General features: G+C 59.5%; 14 protein-coding genes. 4 read left to right on the forward strand and 10 right to left on the reverse strand.

The window, feature by feature from the left end; genetic code table 11:
• Nucleotides 1-194: 194 nt before the first annotated feature.
• Nucleotides 195-1,463, forward strand: coding sequence for an SfnB family sulfur acquisition oxidoreductase (locus MNR02_RS20750; RefSeq protein WP_241949168.1), 1,269 nt, complete (start codon nucleotides 195-197; stop codon nucleotides 1,461-1,463).
• 110 nt (nucleotides 1,464-1,573) lie between these two features.
• On the opposite strand, the gene MNR02_RS20755 is transcribed toward MNR02_RS20750, so the two are convergent.
• The 8 genes from MNR02_RS20755 to MNR02_RS20790 form a co-directional block, all read right to left on the reverse strand.
• The gene (locus MNR02_RS20755; protein WP_241949169.1) at nucleotides 1,574-3,724 is read right to left on the reverse strand and encodes a TonB-dependent siderophore receptor; all 2,151 of its coding nucleotides are present in this window, start codon (nucleotides 3,722-3,724) and stop codon (nucleotides 1,574-1,576) included.
• A 164-nt stretch (nucleotides 3,725-3,888) separates the two neighbouring features.
• Nucleotides 3,889-4,773, reverse strand: a complete 885-nt coding sequence (locus MNR02_RS20760; RefSeq protein ID WP_241949579.1) for an AraC family transcriptional regulator — start codon at nucleotides 4,771-4,773, stop codon at nucleotides 3,889-3,891.
• Nucleotides 4,774-5,679: 906 nt separating this feature from the next.
• Complete coding sequence (locus MNR02_RS20765) at nucleotides 5,680-6,180, reverse strand: heme-degrading domain-containing protein (protein ID WP_241949170.1); 501 nt, start codon at nucleotides 6,178-6,180, stop codon at nucleotides 5,680-5,682.
• A gap of 99 nt (nucleotides 6,181-6,279) precedes the next feature.
• Entirely contained in the window at nucleotides 6,280-6,627 is a 348-nt protein-coding gene (locus MNR02_RS20770; RefSeq protein ID WP_241949171.1) for a DUF6074 family protein, read from the reverse strand.
• A gap of 38 nt (nucleotides 6,628-6,665) precedes the next feature.
• Nucleotides 6,666-7,946 carry a plasmid replication protein RepC gene (gene repC, locus MNR02_RS20775; RefSeq protein WP_241949172.1) on the reverse strand — a complete coding sequence of 427 codons (1,281 nt, stop codon included), beginning with the start codon at nucleotides 7,944-7,946 and terminating at the stop codon, nucleotides 6,666-6,668.
• 156 nt (nucleotides 7,947-8,102) lie between these two features.
• Nucleotides 8,103-9,128, reverse strand: coding sequence for a plasmid partitioning protein RepB (gene repB, locus MNR02_RS20780; protein ID WP_241949173.1), 1,026 nt, complete (start codon nucleotides 9,126-9,128; stop codon nucleotides 8,103-8,105).
• A 2-nt stretch (nucleotides 9,129-9,130) separates the two neighbouring features.
• On the reverse strand, nucleotides 9,131-10,339 hold the full coding sequence (gene repA / locus MNR02_RS20785) for a plasmid partitioning protein RepA (protein ID WP_241949174.1): 1,209 nt from the start codon (nucleotides 10,337-10,339) through the stop codon (nucleotides 9,131-9,133).
• A gap of 278 nt (nucleotides 10,340-10,617) precedes the next feature.
• A complete protein-coding gene (locus MNR02_RS20790; RefSeq protein ID WP_241949580.1) occupies nucleotides 10,618-11,154 on the reverse strand; it encodes a DUF2585 domain-containing protein in 537 nt (178 codons plus the stop codon).
• A 132-nt stretch (nucleotides 11,155-11,286) separates the two neighbouring features.
• Here MNR02_RS20790 and MNR02_RS20795 point away from each other — a divergent pair, with 132 nt between their 5' ends.
• From MNR02_RS20795 to MNR02_RS20805, 3 genes are all read left to right on the forward strand, one after another.
• On the forward strand, nucleotides 11,287-12,303 hold the full coding sequence (locus tag MNR02_RS20795; protein WP_241949175.1) for a fumarylacetoacetate hydrolase family protein: 1,017 nt from the start codon (nucleotides 11,287-11,289) through the stop codon (nucleotides 12,301-12,303).
• A 69-nt stretch (nucleotides 12,304-12,372) separates the two neighbouring features.
• Nucleotides 12,373-12,612, forward strand: a complete 240-nt coding sequence (locus tag MNR02_RS20800; protein ID WP_241949176.1) for a type II toxin-antitoxin system VapB family antitoxin — start codon at nucleotides 12,373-12,375, stop codon at nucleotides 12,610-12,612.
• Entirely contained in the window at nucleotides 12,612-13,007 is a 396-nt protein-coding gene (locus MNR02_RS20805) for a type II toxin-antitoxin system VapC family toxin (protein WP_241949177.1), read from the forward strand. The genes MNR02_RS20800 and MNR02_RS20805 overlap by 1 nt, the downstream gene beginning before the upstream one ends.
• A gap of 37 nt (nucleotides 13,008-13,044) precedes the next feature.
• On the opposite strand, the gene MNR02_RS20810 is transcribed toward MNR02_RS20805, so the two are convergent.
• Together MNR02_RS20810 and MNR02_RS20815 are read right to left on the reverse strand one after the other, a co-directional pair.
• Nucleotides 13,045-14,526, reverse strand: coding sequence for an NAD-dependent succinate-semialdehyde dehydrogenase (locus MNR02_RS20810; protein WP_241949178.1), 1,482 nt, complete (start codon nucleotides 14,524-14,526; stop codon nucleotides 13,045-13,047).
• Nucleotides 14,527-14,616: 90 nt separating this feature from the next.
• Nucleotides 14,617-15,891, reverse strand: coding sequence for a 4-aminobutyrate--2-oxoglutarate transaminase (locus tag MNR02_RS20815; RefSeq protein ID WP_241949179.1), 1,275 nt, complete (start codon nucleotides 15,889-15,891; stop codon nucleotides 14,617-14,619).
• Nucleotides 15,892-15,904 lie beyond the last annotated feature (13 nt).

Raw genomic sequence — 15,904 nt, forward strand, 5'->3', positions numbered from 1 at the left:
GTCGCCGGCCCAAGTATAATCCCCTCCCCTTCCCGGAAGCAGCCTCATCGTCCAATGATGCCATCCCTGCTCTCGCTCTCCATGGACCCGCAGCGAAGGATTTTTCTCCCGCAGGCCTTTCCGTAAAATAGATTGTCTACTGATTTTATCAAAAGCCTGAAAGGCTACGGTCTCCGCCAACAGGGAGCACCGACATGGGGATCATCGAACAACAGCCGATCGACTACAATATTCATCCGCGCGTCAATTCCAGTGATCCGGTCCCGCCTCGACCGCGACCGCAGACGCCCGCCCATGTCATCAAAAGTGACGCTGAGGCCATCGAGATTGCTCGGCGACTGGCCGACGAGTTTACCGCCGGCGCAGCGCTGCGCGACCGTGAGGGACTGCTTCCCCTCGCCGAGATCGACGCCTATTCCCAGAGCGGACTCTGGGGCATCAACGTGCCAAAGGCCTATGGCGGGGCCGGCGTATCCTACCGCACCCTCGCCCGCGTGATCGCCATCATTGCGGCTGCGGACTCATCCATCGCGCAGATCACCCAGAACCATCTGTCCATCAATGGCCACATCGATCTTGACGGTACGGAAGCTCAGAAACGCGAGTTCTTCGGCTGGGTCCTGTCCGGCCTGCGCTTCGGCAATGCCTTTTCGGAACTGAACAGCAAGAACGTCGGCACCTTCGAAACGCGGATGGCCTTCGACGGCGACGTGGCCGTGGTGAACGGCGAGAAGTTCTACACAACGGGCGCCCTGCTCTCGCATATCATACCGGTCGTCGCGGTGGACGATGAAGGAAAAAGCTACCTCGTTTTTGTTGACAGGGACGCCCAGGGCATCACCATCACGAACAATTGGTCGAGCTTTGGCCAGCGCACAACCGCGTCCGGCTCGGTCAGGATCGAGAATGTGCGCGTACCGAAAAGTCGTCTGTTGCCCGTTCTCGCCTTCGACCGGCCGACAGTTGCCGGACCCGTGTCACAGATCATACAGGCCGCGATTGATGCCGGCATTGCGCGCGGCGCTATTGACGATGCCATCGCCTTTATCAAGACACAGAGCAGGCCATGGATCGACAGCGGTAAGGAAACGGCGGGGGAGGACCCCTTCACCATCGCCGCAATCGGAGACCTGAAGATCCGTCTGCATGCCGCCGAGGCGCTCCTCGACATCGCTGGGGAAGCCATCGATAGCGGTCTAGCGAACGCTACAGAAAACACGATCGCGGAGGCGACGGTGAAAACAGCGGAAGCCAAGGTGCTGACGACCGAGATCGCCATCCTGGCCACCAACAAGCTGTTCGAGCTGGCCGGCACACGCTCCACCCTTGCCAAGCACAATCTCGATCGCCACTGGCGCAATGCTCGGGCGCATACCTTGCACGATCCCGTACGCTGGAAATATTTTCACGTAGGGAATTTCTACCTGAACGACCTCAACCCGCCACGTCACGCCTGGAGCTAACTCCGGCCGGGTCGTAAAGTTGACCGCCGTAAACTGACAAAGGCCTGGCGATAAAATCGCCGGGCCTTTTATCGCAACACTGCTGCGGGGGCAGGGGCTACCCCACTATACTACCAGCTCGTGCTCGCCTTCAACATGAAGGTCCGCCCCGCGCCGTAGCCGCACAAGGCAAGCCCCTGGCAACTCGAGACATACTCTTTATCGAAGAGATTGGACACATTCAGTGCAACACTCCAGTTGTCACGTTTGTATCGGATAGCCGCATCGACGATTGTGGCGTCCTTCACCTTAAGAGTATTGGCGCGGTCCGCCCAGCTTTCTCCGAGATAGCGCACACCCGCGCCAAGGCTAAGTCCTTCAAATTGCTCACTTTGAACAGCATAGTCCAGCCACAGCGAAGCGGTAAGGTCTGGAACCTGAATCGGCGTTGTGCCAGCATTCGCGAAGTCGTAGCTAGGGCCGTATGCACGAGCAACCTCAGCATCGAGATAAGCAACCCCACCGATAACCGTCAGCCCGTTACTGACATTGGCCTGCGCCGATATCTCAATACCCTTCACGCGAACTTCCCCGATCGTTTCGGTCAAAGGCGGTGCAGTCGAGACCTGGGTCGGTACGTTCTGGCGCGTGATGTCGAAGTAGGCGAGGGTGAAAAGACCATCGAACGAGGTAGGTTCATACTTGATACCTGCCTCCCACTGCTCTGCTTTCTCAGGCGCAAGAAGCGCTCCCTGTCCGTTGTCGCTGGTGAGCGGACTGAACGAGGTCGAATAACTCACATATGGCGTAATGCCATTCGCAAACTCATAGGCGAGAGCGGCCCTGCCAGTAAACTCGCTGTCGGAACGTTCTGTGTCAGGCGTATCGAGCTTCGTGGAAACAAAGTCATAGCGACCGTTCAGCGTCACCAGCCAGCCTTCGCCGAAGCGAATCTGGTCCTGCGCATAGATACCGAACTGGTTGAGTGTCGTTTCACTTCCCGGCGTCAGCGTTGGCGGACCGTATACCCCGCCATAGACCGGGTTTAGGATGTCGATCGACGGTACCGCTGCGTCATAAAATGTCGATGCGCCGTGCTGATACCACCGGTAATCCACGCCCAGGAGCAGTGTGTGCTCCACCGCACCAGTTTCGAACTTGCCCTCTACCTGGTTGTCGACGGTAAAAGTGTTTGCGCGTGTGTCATGCGCCCAGCGATAACGCTGCAGTGTCGTGCCGGTAAAGACACCGTTGCTGTACAGGCCATCTTCCTGCAGTGACACCGTGCCATAACGAAGGTTTTGGCGCACTGTCCAGTCGTTATCGAATGTGTGTTCGAATTCGTAACCGATCATCGCCTGTGTTCGGTCATACTGCTCGACGTCTTTATCACCATAGAAGAAGTCACGCGGTATCGTGTAGCCGGCGGCATTTGGAACTGCAGTTCCTTCGTAAGGCAGGAAACCGGTGCTGGTATGAACCAAATCGGTGCGCGAGAGTGAGGCGAGTACCGTCAGGCTTGTCGACTCGTCTGGCTGCCACTTGAAGCTTGGCGCGACCGTCCCGCGAAAATCGCTGGAATGGTCTGTCTCCCAGCCCCCACCCGATAGTTTGGCGTTCACGCGGTAGGAAAGGACGTCGTTCAACGCATCACCGAGGTCTGCCGCAACGTAGCCGTTACCGAAGCTGTTGACGCCCGTTTCCAGATACCTGTGGCGTTCACCGGGACGCTTGCTAACGTAGTTTATGAAACCGCCCGGGTTGCCGCCGCCATACAACGCAGATGACGGTCCTTTAACAACTTCAATACGTTCAAGGAAGAACGGGTCCATCAGGAAGGTCGCGAACCCCGTCTGGTAGAAGGACAAACCATCCAGAAACACGCCAGTCTGATCCGCCTGGAACCCGCGTATGAAGATCCAGTCAGTGTCAGAGTCCGTACCATATGTTGACGGGTTTACACCCGGCACGTAGCGAAGCGCCTCGTCGATCTTCTGCGGGCTCTGCATCTCCATCTGATTGCGGCCCACAACCGAAACGGACTGGGGAATATCCCTTAGTTCACTCGCTGTTTTGCTGCCCGTGCGCGATGTCTTCGCGACAACGCCCTTGACCGGCTCGATACCGGTATCCACGTCCTGTGCGCCTTGTTCGACCCTTACTTCCTCAAGCTGGGTTGCACGATCTTGAGCGGATGCGCTCCACGCGGCAGCCATGGCGGAAACGGCGGTCCCGCAGATGAGAGCCAATCTCATTTTCTGTTGATTTTTCAACGTGATCATCCCTACACACCCAGGCAGTTCCGCCTCTAGCCACTGGAGCAGGGCGAACGGCAATAAGATGAGTAATTAACTCAGTTTTAACACGTGGGATTGTCACATTCCGCGAAAATTGAACGTTTTTGGGCTATTTTCAGAAGCCGGTGTGCGGCGCGCAGCGCAGTCTTTCAGCGTATGTATGCCTTGCGCCAATGGGCGGGTGTGGTGCCTAAATTCTTGCGGAAGACCCGCGTGAAATGCGCCTGATCGGAGAAACCGGTTTCGACAGCAATATCGGTGAGTGATAAATTCGCGCGCAAAATCAATGCCTTGGCCCGACGAAGCCTTGCATTGACCTGCCACTGGTGCGGCGCCATTCCGGTGGAGGCCTTGAAGGCGTGACTGAAATGCGACTGGGAAAGTCCCACAAGTCCCGCCAGTTCTTCCAGTCGAATATTGCGCAAGCAGTTTTCTTCAATAAAGTCGGTCGCGCGGCGCAGTTGCCAGCCGGCAAGCTTGCTGCGTTTACGGCCCTGCACCTTTGCCAATTTCATGACATCAATGAGCAGGGCAAGGGAAAGACCGTCGCCGTAGAGATCGTGCAAGGGGAGGGGATTGCTGCATTCGGCGGCGATCAGATGCGCCAAGGCCAGAAGTCGACTGTCTGAGAAGAACAATTGCGGCGTCGCAAGGCGGTCGGCGTCCAGATCGTCAGCGAGCCGCCGGCGGATCGTCTCGACATCGAAATGCAGATCGAGATGCCGCATGAAGCGATGGTCGGAGAGTTCGGCCCAGAGTTCGAAATTCGCGGGGATATAGGCGATTGGCTGCATCCCCCAATCCGTTACCGTTTCCGTACCGCGAGAAGACAGCCGCATTCGCGACGATCCGGGTCCCTGCTTGTCCAGGAGCACAAAAAGGCGGGGATCACGTCCGACATAATAACCGCCGGCATTTGGTGCACATTCCACGTTCCAGACATCGGCCACGATTCCGTTCCAATGCCGCCGGCTGAGATCGCCGACGACGGAAAAGCCCTCGATTCTGTTTTCCATGCGTGGTTGGAAGGTCATTGTGCCGTCCAAATATACCTTCTGATGTTTATCAAGTTTTCTACAGCCAAATGACGTTCTGCGCAATATGATCGACGGCGAGTAAGCTAAGCCCATCACATCCGGCATGGCGGCATTCTTGAGCCTGCAGATGGCATAGCGAGCCCGAACGGTTTACGGTGGTAAACACCCGATGCTTTGATGCAACTCTCTCTTATCGCAACGAACCTGGTGGTGGGTGAGGGGGATCTGATAATAACGACGCCCACGGAAAAGATGGGTCAAGGCTCAATGAAACCGTTAGCCATCGCTTACCATCACGTCGAACGGCTACCCAGCGTTCCGCGCCCGTAGCGAGGTTTTAGAAGCTGATACGGATATGACCAATGAACTTTCAGGCGACCACAATGCCGGGACCAAGCATGATGCTGTGGTTGAGCATCCGATCTAGCTCTTTCGCTCAAAGCTCTTGAAGACACCGTTTTTTGAAAACCGCTATCGCGAAACACACCTCGAAAATCTGTAATGACGTGTAGAATGCGGTCCCGTTCTTCAGGAGATCATGTGAAGTCGCAGCAGGATTTGATATGAAAGGTCAACGGTTCTCTGCGTAGTCAGAGTGCGCTGTTCAAGGCAAAATCATTTAAAGTCTTTTAAACGGCCGGGGCCTATCGAGCGCGACAAGATCACTGTTGATGATCCATTTCTGGTGGTTCACTCGATCGAGCAGATGGATGACTTCCTTGAAGCGCTCTCCGAACATGCCGTTCCCAGCACGGTCCTTATCAAGGGAACATCCGTCAAACGGCGCTTGCCGCCTTGGTAACAGCTCTCGTCCTGTTCTGCGGAGCTACTTGCCCGGGACGAAGACAGCATTTTACAATATCGTCAGCAAAAGACATCTCGCCTCAATGGGGGGGAGGGGTCTTACTCCGGTAGACGGCTGTCGCCGAGATCGATGTTGAGGAAACTCGCCATGGCATCCGTGACGATGGCGTGGTCGATGCGCTCCGGTACGCCTGAAACAGTGATGGCGCCAACGCAGCCGAGATCCGCGACAAAAAGCGGAACACTGCCGCCGTGTACGGAAAAATCGGCAAAGGCAAGATTTCGCGCTTCCACCTGATCTCGACCCGAAAGCGCAAGCCGGCGGCCGACGAGATAGGAGGCGCTCCAAAGGCGAAGCACTGTGTTGCGCTTGCGTCGTATCCATTCGCCGTTATCGGTGGTGGTCCCGGGCAGTGCACAATGAAACAGCGGTCGATCCCGAAGGGAAATATCGATCGCGACACCCGCGCCGCGTGCGGTCGCCACGTCGCGGATGCGGTTGCCGAGCGCCCAGGCATCCTCAGCACTGAACCGGCTGAAGCGGAGCAGGCGTTCCTGCTCCTCGAGCCGGCGGATATCTTCCGCGATCGCTTCTGTCATATCCATCCTCCGGCATTTTCCCCGCCCGTTACTAGCCCGCCTTTTGGGCAAAGGGAAGGGGAGGGGGCTCGCATCGCACCCAATGCCGAAAGGTCCGGCTCAGTCCTGTTCGGCTTCATGCTGGCGAAGAAGTTCTCGCTGTACTTCATCCTGAAAAGCCAGAACTGCGGACCGGGCCTGGCTTTCGCTTGATCCAAATTTCAAGAGGTCGTCGGCAAGTTCGCGGCAAACCTTCAGCCAGTAGCGGCGCGCATCTTCGCCATGCAGCCCGCCGAGTTCTCCCGCACATTGACGGACATGCGCCGTCCGACGTGCGGCCGGAAACGGCACGACCGGGCCGGTCTCTATATCGGTGGAACGGCGACGTGGCTGGACCGAGGCAGGTGAAGGCATTGATTCGGATTTCCCTATTGCTCCACCCATCATTAGGAACTCCATGGTTAACATGCGGTTTCCAAACACAAATCCGCTGTTCCGCAATCATGCTAGCCAGCCCGCTTCGCCGGGTTTCCATTCGCTCGTGCCAAAGCCATCAGCATCGGCCCGAGGGTGAATTCTCCCCGTTGTGCGCGACGGGTCAGGTCGCGAAGATAGCCGCCCGCCGAGTTGATATGGCCGGAGCGCTCGAGAATGCAGGCAATCACGGTCGCCGCATTTTCAGGGCCGAGGATCTCGCAAGCGTTCTCGTAAGCCGAAGGGCTCACCGCCAGCATGGAGCGCACCACCACGGCCGCCGTCATGAAATCCCGCCAGCTGGTAATCGTTCCGCCAGGACCAAACGGAATGATCTCGGGGCAGGCTTGCAGAACCAGGGCAAGAGGGTAGGGCTTCTGCGGATCAGCGGGTACGATGGTTCGTTGCGCCCGCCGACGCTCAAGTTCATCCTCCCGTATACCATCCAATCCAGCTGCACCTTCCGTTTGGGTTTCGGCATTGCCGCCCTGCTTCGTATCGAAGCGAGGTTCAGAGTCAGAGATGGATTCTGGTTTTGAATTCTGTTTGTGCCGCTCAGTTTGGCCGCCACTGCCAGCCGCATTATGCGAAAAGATGTTATCTTCCAGCGTCTTGAGGATTGCGGTCCGCAGTTTTTCGAGTTCATTCAGGACCGGCATGAGGATTTCCGGCGTCGCGACCCTGGGCAACGTGAGGATATGCATGCGATATTCCGCTTCAAACCCCATCCAGTCGCCGGAAATGCCGTCTTCCAAGGCCGTTTCGATAAGTTTTACGATGTCCCTGCGCACGAGCGTGACGCGTTCGCGCAGTTTCTGCAGCAACAATCGTTCGGCCGTTACCGCTGCGGCCGTTGTCTCTATCTCCCCTGCCCTAGCGAGGAGGGGGGCGAGCGAGAAGCCATACGCCTCGCCGATGTCCCCTTGCCGGTCACGGCGCACGTAGCGTTTGCCGTTCGGGCTGTCACGCCGGGCAAGAAGGCCGACCTCCACCAGGGCGGCCAGGTGACGGCGCAAGGTCGTTTCCGCCATTCCATGGGTGCGAAGCGATAGCTGTGCATTGGATGGGAAGACGACAAGGGTTTCGCCGGCGGCGAGTTCGTTCTTTGGATAGAAGCTCATCAGCGCGTTCAGAACCGAAAGGGCACGGTCGCTGATGCCGAGTTTCGGTTTCGCTTCGCAGAGCCAGCGGTAAAGCTGCCACTTGTCGACGCTCGCATCGGCTGCCATCGTCTGGGTGCGGGCTTGGTTTACCAACATGCCAAGCGTCATCGGCCGCCGCCCGAAAGGCGTCGTTATGCCATCCATCTCCATGTCTCTTCACCTTTCATCAGGCAAAAGAGACCCCATCACTGAAACCAGTGCCGAAAAGGCTTGACTGTGATTCGGGGAAGTGCGATTCTCAGGCTGCTAAACGATGAGAAGGGCTTCCGCGACGGTAACGTTGAGGGGGCCTTTTTCTTTTGCGGATCAATCTCCTGATTTCGATTTATTTTCAGCATGATACGCCTCATAGAGGCGATCCAGATTGCGGGTGAGGTAGGCGCCGAAGCCGGCCGCCTCTGCCGCTTTCAAAGAAATCGTATATTGGCGACCGCTGGCCTTGATGTTCGCCTGAATACCTTTGCGCTCCCAGCTGGCCGGACCCGTCTTCTTGGCTGGCGCCAACACTGGCGCCTTCGAGAGATGAGCGTTGACAAGGTTGAAGCGCTCCTCAGGCGGACGCGCCACGACGCGATCGCGCGAGAGAAACTCGACGGCCCGATCTTCGTTGGCCGGTTCGTCGAAGCGGGTCGCCAGTTCGTGCCAACGGTCACGGCCGATCGACAACGCCGGGCCGATACCCGCGCGCACTGCCTTGGGAATCCGGTTCACGACAGAAAGCATCTTGGAGACGGTTGTTTTGTCGGCGCTCAACGCCGCCATAATCGTCTCGCGATCGAAGCCGCGCGCCTCCAATTCGCCCGCGAACGTTGCGCGCTCAAGGAAGGATAGATCGGCACGCGCACTGTTTTCCTGCCCTTGCGCGATGACGTGATCGCGGTCCGTCAACGTCCGCACCACCGCCCGAACGGGCCGGCCAAGCAGCCGGGCCGCCTTGGCGCGGCGATGACCGAAAGCGATCTGGTAGATTCCGTTCTTGCTCGGATGCGGCCGCACGAGAATGGGCGAATCCTGGCCGCGCACCCGCATCGCCTCCACCAGTTCCTGGAACTGGTGGTCGGAATGCGCAAGACGATCGGAGATGAAGGATTCCTCGATCTGGTCCGCCTCGAGCTCGATCACCACGTCGCCAGCCGTTAGTTTGGCCTCGATTTCCTTGGCTGCGTCCGCCTTGGCCGCGAGGGCGTCGATGCTGCGCGTCACCGCGCCGAGTGCGCCGATGCCCTTATAGGTAACATGCTGGCGTTGGTCTTCCTGCGGGGCCGGGTTTACCGGCGTCAACTTCGCGTCGGACGACGCCATCAGACTGGAAAGAACGTTCTTGCGGGCCATGCTCAGCGCCCCCATGCTTTATGAATGAGTTCAACGATTTCGGCATTGACCGCTTCCATGGATTCAAGCGCGCGGTCGTAAGTCGTGCGGGTGAACTGGCTGCGGTCAACTTCGTAAAGCGTCTGATTGGTCAGCGCGGCATCGGCGATCGCAACACTTCGCACCATCGAGCTCGTCAGCACGTGCTGCTTGAACAGAGAGCGCATGAACGCGACCATCTGCGTCTGCGGCCCATCCGCCGGATCGTATCGGGTGACAAGGTAGCGCAGCCAGTCGAGATTCATGTCGCCGCCGGCGCTTTTCAGCGTGTTCAGAACTTCGCCCAGCATTTGCAGGAATTGGCACATGGACATGACGTCCAGCATCTGCGGATGCACGGTGATCAGCACCGCCGTTGCACCGCAGATCGCGCTCATGGTGAGGAAGCCGAGCTGCGGCGGGCAGTCAATCACCACGACGTCGTAATCATCGGCGACCGAGGACAGCGCCTCGTCGAGCCGGGCAAAGAAGATACGGCCGTAGTCGCCACTGTTGCCCTGTGCAAGAATGCGCGGTGTATCGTGCTCGAACTCCATGAGCTCAAGATTGCCCGGCACGATATCGAGGCCCGGGAAATTCGTCTTGCGGATGATTTCCTTCAGCGGCCTGCGCTGGTCGTCGTAACGGATTGCGCCGTAAAGCGTCTCGTTCTCGTTGACGTCGAATTCCGGCTGGAAACCATGAACCGCCGACAGGCTCGCCTGAGGGTCGAGGTCGACGGCGAGCACGCGATGCCCTGTCAGGGCTAGATGCTGGGCAAGATGCGCCGTCGTGGTCGTTTTGCCGGAACCGCCCTTGAAGTTGACGACCGCGATGACCTGGAGGTGCTCACCGCGGCGCCTGCGGGGAATATACCGCTGGCCACGGCTGTTCTGCTCGAGATATTGGCGCATCTCCTGCAGCTGCTCGGCCGTATAGGACCGGCGGCCGGACGGCGTCACCTGGGGCAGGGGGCCCTTGGATTCCAGCGAGAGATTGCGCAGATAACCACTCGTCACGCCAAGGAAATGCGCGGCCTCGCTCAACTGAAACCGGCGCAGGCTCTTCTGCGCAACGGGCGGGAACATTTCCAGCCGGTGCTGCTTCAGCTTGTCGGACAGCTCATGTGCCTGGCCGATGATCAGCTGATCGACCTCGGAAATTGCCTGTCCCAATGTTGCAGCCATATTCATATCGAGAATCTCAAGATGCGATTTCAAACCCATTTAATAGTTTAAATCGCATTTAGAACTGATTCTGACGGATGGGCAAGCCAATAGTGGCGAACACACGGCGCGAAATAGCGCAGTATTGCCAATAATTTGCACCATAGCCTATTGACCGCAACGTGCATACGGAAGCCGTGCGATTCGATTGGGGAAAACCTCGCATAAAGGGCGGGCTCCGCCCGGGTCACGTCTCGACGTAACCCCTTCGTTGCCGCCGCGCGAGAATCAAACCGACTGACGTCTCAGCCGCCCTGCCACGCCTTCACCGCGTCGATGGGCCAGACCAGCATCAGCACGTTCAGCGCCAGCCCATCACGGATGAGCCACGTCGTCGTCGCCTCGAAGACGATGATGATCGCGATGCTGGCCCACACCGGCAGGCGGGAAGCGAGGAAGAAGCCGACCACCATGGCGAGGATGTCGGCGCTCGAATTGATCACGCTGTCGCCGAAGTAATCCAGCGCTATCGTCGCCTCGCGATAGCGGTTGATCACCATGTCGGTGTTTTCGACGATCTCCCACGCGCATTCGAGAATGAGGGCAAGCGTCAGGCGCACATTGATGCTAGCCTTACGCAGGATGAGGGTGAACAAACCGAAGAACAGGATGCCATGGATGATGTGGCTCGGCGTGTACCAGTCGGTCAGGTGCTGCGAGTTCTCCGACGAGACCACGACGCCGTGCCACAATTTGACATATCCGCACTTGCAGATGAGCGGCTGCCCCATCGTATAAAGAATGGCGGCCGTCGCGGCGACGAAGGCTGCGACGATCAACAGGGCGTTTCGGACCGTGGGGTTCAAGCGGAATGTCCTTGCAGAGTCAGTGCGCCGGGGAGGGCCCGGAAGGTTTATGCGGCCGGTAGATGACACGATCGCAGGGCAGGAAACAAGACTGGGAGAGAGAGACATATGAAACTGGCGACATTGAAAAGTTCCACCCGTGACGGCCGCCTCGTGGTCGTTTCGCGTGACCTGACGCGCTGCTCGGAAGTGGGGCATATCGCCCGCACCCTGCAGGATGCTCTCGATGACTGGGAACACACCGCACCGCGGCTGGCACGGGTCGCAGAGGGACTGGAAACCGGCTCACAACCCATCATGCGTTTTCACGAGCACGATGCCGCCTCGCCGCTGCCGCGCGCCTATCAATGGGCAGACGGATCGGCCTATCTCCACCACGTCGAACTCATGTACAAGGCGCGCAACGCCGAACTGCCCGACAGCGCCTACACCGATCCGCGGATGTACCAGGGTGGCTCGGACAGTTTCCTGGGGCCGCGCGATCCCATCGTGGCAGCCGACGAGACCTGGGGCATCGACATGGAGGGTGAGGTCGCCGTCATCGTCGATGATGTGCCGATGGGCGTGAGCGTGGAGGAGGCCGGTTCTGCCATCCGGCTGATCATGCTCGCCAACGATGTCTCTCTGCGCGGCCTTATGCCGTCCGAACTCGCCAAGGGGCTGGGCTTCTTCCAGTCGAAGCCGTCCTCCTCTTTTTCCCCCGTCGCCGTCACGCTGGATGAATTGGGCACGGCCTGGGATGGCCGCAAGCTCCACCTTCCGCTTCTGGTTTCGCTCAACGGCAGCCCCTTCGGCAAGGCCAATGCCGGCATCGATATGGTGTTCGACTTCGCCCAGCTCGTTGCGCACGCCGCAAAGACCCGCCCGCTCGTCGCCGGCTCCATCATCGGCTCCGGCACCGTATCGAACAAATCCGATGATGGCCCCGGCAAGCCGATAGGCGAGGGCGGTGCGGGGTATTCCTGCCTTGCGGAACCGCGCACCATCGAGACCATCACGACCGGCGCGGCGAAAACGCCGTTCCTCAAATTCGGCGACGTCGTGCGCATCGAGATGAAGGACGAAACCGGTCATTCCATCTTCGGCGCCATCGAACAGACTGTGACGCGCTACGAAAGAGACTGAGACGCGCACGCCGATCTTTCAACGACGACAGTGGCATGGTATATCCCTCTACAGAAGAAAGGATATACCATGCCGCTCTATGTCAAGGACCGGGAAGTCGACCGTCTCGCTCAACGCCTCTCGGCGCTGCGCAAGATCAGCAAGACGGAAGCGGTGCGGCAGGCGCTGACGCATGAGCTGCAGCGGCTCGAGCAGGAGCCCTCCCTGGTCGACAAGGCACTTGAATTGACCCGTGCGCTGAACCGGAAATATCCTCCTGTCGGTCCTGAAGCCGACAAGGCGTTCATCGATAGCCTGTACGAGGACTGATGTTCATCGATGCCTCCGCCATCGTCGCGATGATGACAAGCGAGAACGACGCTCGCTCTCTCAGCCGACAGCTTGCGGCCACTCATCGTCGTTTGACATCACCCATGGCGATCTGGGAGGCCGCCATCGCCTATGCCCGCGTAACGGGCCTCGAGCCAAAGGCGGCGCTCGGTGAGGTCGAGACCTATCTCCGGATGCTGCAAATCGAGACGCTCGCCGTCGATGCCGCTATTACGACTTTAGCCGTCGAGGCGTTCCAGCGTTTCGGCAAAGGCCGCCATCCGGCAGCGCTGAATTTTGGCGACTGCTTCGCCTATGCCTGCGCCCGCCGGCACGGCGTACCGTTGCTCTATAAGGGCGATGATTTCGCCCGAACCGACATCGAAAATTCCTGAGGGTCGCCCGCGTTATACGCGGGCGACCGCTTGTTCGTCAGGCAAGTTCGCCAATGCAGACGTACTTCATTTCCAGGTAGTCTTCGGCGCCATGGGCCGAGCCTTCCCGCCCAAGGCCGGATTGCTTGATGCCGCCGAAGGGGGCTGCCTCCGAGGAAATGAGGCCGGTATTGACGCCCACCATGCCGTATTCCAGCGCTTCAGCTACCTTCCAGACCTTCTTGAGATCGCCGGCATAGAAATAGGCGGCAAGACCGAACTCGGTGTCGTTGGCCTGTTCGATGACGTCCTCGACTGCGTCGAAGCGGAAGAGCGGCGCGAGCGGGCCGAACGTCTCTTCCCGCGCCACCGTCATGCCACGGGCGACGCCCTTCAAGACGGTCGGCTCGAAGAAGGTGCCCTTGCCCGCCACGCGCTTGCCGCCGGAAACGACCATCGCGCCCTTGGAAACAGCGTCGGCAATATGTGCCTCGACCTTTTCGATGGCGGCTTCCTCGATCAGCGGACCGACCGTCGTGCCCTTTTCGAAACCGTCGCCGACGGAAAGTTCGGCGACCTTCTTCGCGAGCTTGTCCGCAAAGGCGTCATAGACGTTCGACTGCACATACAGCCGATTGGCGCAAACGCAGGTCTGCCCGGCATTGCGGTACTTGGACGCCATGGCGCCTTCGACAGCGGCGTCGAGGTCCGCGTCATCGAAAACGATGAAGGGCGCATTGCCGCCAAGCTCCAGGCTCATCTTCTTGATCTGATCCGCGCACTGGCGCATCAGGATGCGCCCCACTTCCGTCGATCCCGTGAAGGAAATCTTGCGGACCTTCGGGTTATAGCAAAGCTCCTTGCCGATTGCCGGACCGTCCGTTCCGAGGACGATGTTGAACACACCGGCGGGAATTCCGGCCCTTTCGGCCAGAACGGCAAGCGCGATGGCCGACAGCGGCGTCAGTTCGGCGGGCTTGGAAACGACCGTGCAGCCGACGGCCAGCGCCGGCGCCACCTTGCGGGCGATCATCGCGGCCGGGAAGTTCCACGGCGTGATCGTACCGACCACGCCGACCGGCTGCTTGATGACCATCATGCGCTTGTCGGCGCTGGCGGCGGGGATCGTCTCGCCGTTGATGCGCTTGGCCTCTTCCGCATACCATTCGACATAGGACGCGGCGTAGATGATTTCGCCCTTGGCTTCGGCCAGCGGCTTGCCCATTTCGGCGGTCAGGATCGCGGCAAGCTCGTCGGCATGGGCGATCATCAGATCAAACCACTTGCGCAGAAGAATGCTGCGCTCCTTTGCCGGGCGCGCGGCCCAGGCGGGCTGAACCCGGTAGGCGGCGTCGATTGCCGCCTTCGTCTCGGCCGCGCCCATTTCCGGCAAGGTCGCCAGTTTCTCGCCGGTCGCCGGATTGAGCACGTCGAAGGTGCCGGCGGCACTGTCGCTGACCCATTTGCCGTCCACATAGCCGGCATCGCGCAGCAGGTCGCCCGACGTGAAGTGCCGGGTCAGAGCATCATAGAAAGCCATTGTCGTTCCTTTCGGGCAGCAAAAGGCGTTCACCCGGAGCGTCTGCTCCGGGTGCCGCTTGCAATTATGTGTCGTGTCTGGCGGGTCCGCTTAGCCGCGGGCTTCGATCATCGCCGCTTCGAGAATGTCGAGACCTTCGGCAAACACCTCGTCCTGAATGGTGATCGGCGCGAGGAAGCGGATGACGTTGCCATGCACGCCGCAGGTCAGCAGGATCAGGCCCTTTTCAAGCGCCTTCAGACGAACCTTGTTGGCGAATTCCGCACTCGGCTGCTTCGTCGCGACGTCGTTGAATTCGACGGCGTTCATGAAGCCCGGGCCACGGATGTCGACGATCTCCGGAACCTTGTCGCGCAAGGATGCAAGACGCTGCTTGAGCCGTGCACCGAGGTTTTCTGCGCGGTTGCACAGGTCCTCGTCCTTGATGACGTCGAGAACGGCATGGGCCGCTGCAACGCCGATCGGGCTGCCGGCATAGGTGCCGCCCAGACCGCCCGGGCCGGGTGCGTCCATGATTTCGGCGCGGCCTGTGACGGCCGCGATCGGGAAGCCGCCACCAAGGCCCTTGGCCATGGTCACGAGGTCAGCCGTGACGCCGAAATGCTCCATGGCGAACAGCTTGCCAGTACGAGCAAAGCCGGTCTGAACTTCGTCGGCGATCAGCAGGATGCCGTGCTTGTCGCAGACCTCACGGATCGCCTTCATGAAGCTGACCGGGACCGGATAGAAGCCGCCTTCGCCCTGCACGGGCTCGATGATGATCGCGGCGACGCGGTTCGGGTCCACATCGGCGGCAAAGAGCTTCTTCAGCACATCCAGCGATTGTTCGACGCTCGTGCCGTGCATCTCGACCGGGAACGGCGCATGGTAGATGTCGGCCGGCATCGCACCGAACCCGACCTTGTAGGGAACGACCTTGCCGGTCAGCGCCATGCCCATAAAGGTGCGGCCGTGGAAGGCACCGGAAAACGCGATGACAGCCTGGCGGCCGGTGGCAGCGCGGGCGATCTTAACGGCATTCTCGACGGCTTCCGCGCCTGTCGTGACGAAGATGGTCTTCTTCTCGAAGTCGCCTGGAGTGATGGCGTTCAGACGCTCGGCGAGTTCCACATAGTTTTCATAGGGCACGACCTGGTGGCAGGTATGCGTGAAGCGGTCGAGCTGCTTCTTGACGGCCTCGATGACACGCGGATGGCGATGTCCGGTGTTGACGACGGCGATGCCGGCGGCGAAATCGATATAGCGATTGCCTTCCTTGTCCCAGATTTCCGCATTCTCCGCACGGTCGGCGTAGATCTGCGTGGTCATGCCCACGCCGCGCGAGATGGCGGCGTTCTTGCGGTCGGTCAGCGGGGAGGCGGTCATGGCGCTATCCTGA

The organism is Shinella sp. H4-D48 (assembly GCF_022637395.1).
Taxonomy (GTDB): domain Bacteria; phylum Pseudomonadota; class Alphaproteobacteria; order Rhizobiales; family Rhizobiaceae; genus Shinella; species Shinella sedimenti.

Coding starts and splice junctions, on each gene's coding strand:
- MNR02_RS20805 (WP_241949177.1), top strand. CDS start 12,612: ATGTTCATCGATGCCTCCGCCATCGTCGCGATGATGACAAGCGAGAAC.
- MNR02_RS20810 (WP_241949178.1), bottom strand. CDS start 14,526: ATGGCTTTCTATGATGCTCTGACCCGGCACTTCACGTCGGGCGACCTG.
- repB (WP_241949173.1), bottom strand. CDS start 9,128: ATGGCCCGCAAGAACGTTCTTTCCAGTCTGATGGCGTCGTCCGACGCG.
- MNR02_RS20750 (WP_241949168.1), top strand. CDS start 195: ATGGGGATCATCGAACAACAGCCGATCGACTACAATATTCATCCGCGC.
- MNR02_RS20760 (WP_241949579.1), bottom strand. CDS start 4,773: ATGACCTTCCAACCACGCATGGAAAACAGAATCGAGGGCTTTTCCGTC.
- MNR02_RS20765 (WP_241949170.1), bottom strand. CDS start 6,180: ATGACAGAAGCGATCGCGGAAGATATCCGCCGGCTCGAGGAGCAGGAA.
- repC (WP_241949172.1), bottom strand. CDS start 7,946: ATGGAGATGGATGGCATAACGACGCCTTTCGGGCGGCGGCCGATGACG.
- repA (WP_241949174.1), bottom strand. CDS start 10,339: ATGAATATGGCTGCAACATTGGGACAGGCAATTTCCGAGGTCGATCAG.
- MNR02_RS20800 (WP_241949176.1), top strand. CDS start 12,373: ATGCCGCTCTATGTCAAGGACCGGGAAGTCGACCGTCTCGCTCAACGC.
- MNR02_RS20815 (WP_241949179.1), bottom strand. CDS start 15,891: ATGACCGCCTCCCCGCTGACCGACCGCAAGAACGCCGCCATCTCGCGC.
- MNR02_RS20795 (WP_241949175.1), top strand. CDS start 11,287: ATGAAACTGGCGACATTGAAAAGTTCCACCCGTGACGGCCGCCTCGTG.
- MNR02_RS20770 (WP_241949171.1), bottom strand. CDS start 6,627: ATGTTAACCATGGAGTTCCTAATGATGGGTGGAGCAATAGGGAAATCC.
- MNR02_RS20755 (WP_241949169.1), bottom strand. CDS start 3,724: ATGATCACGTTGAAAAATCAACAGAAAATGAGATTGGCTCTCATCTGC.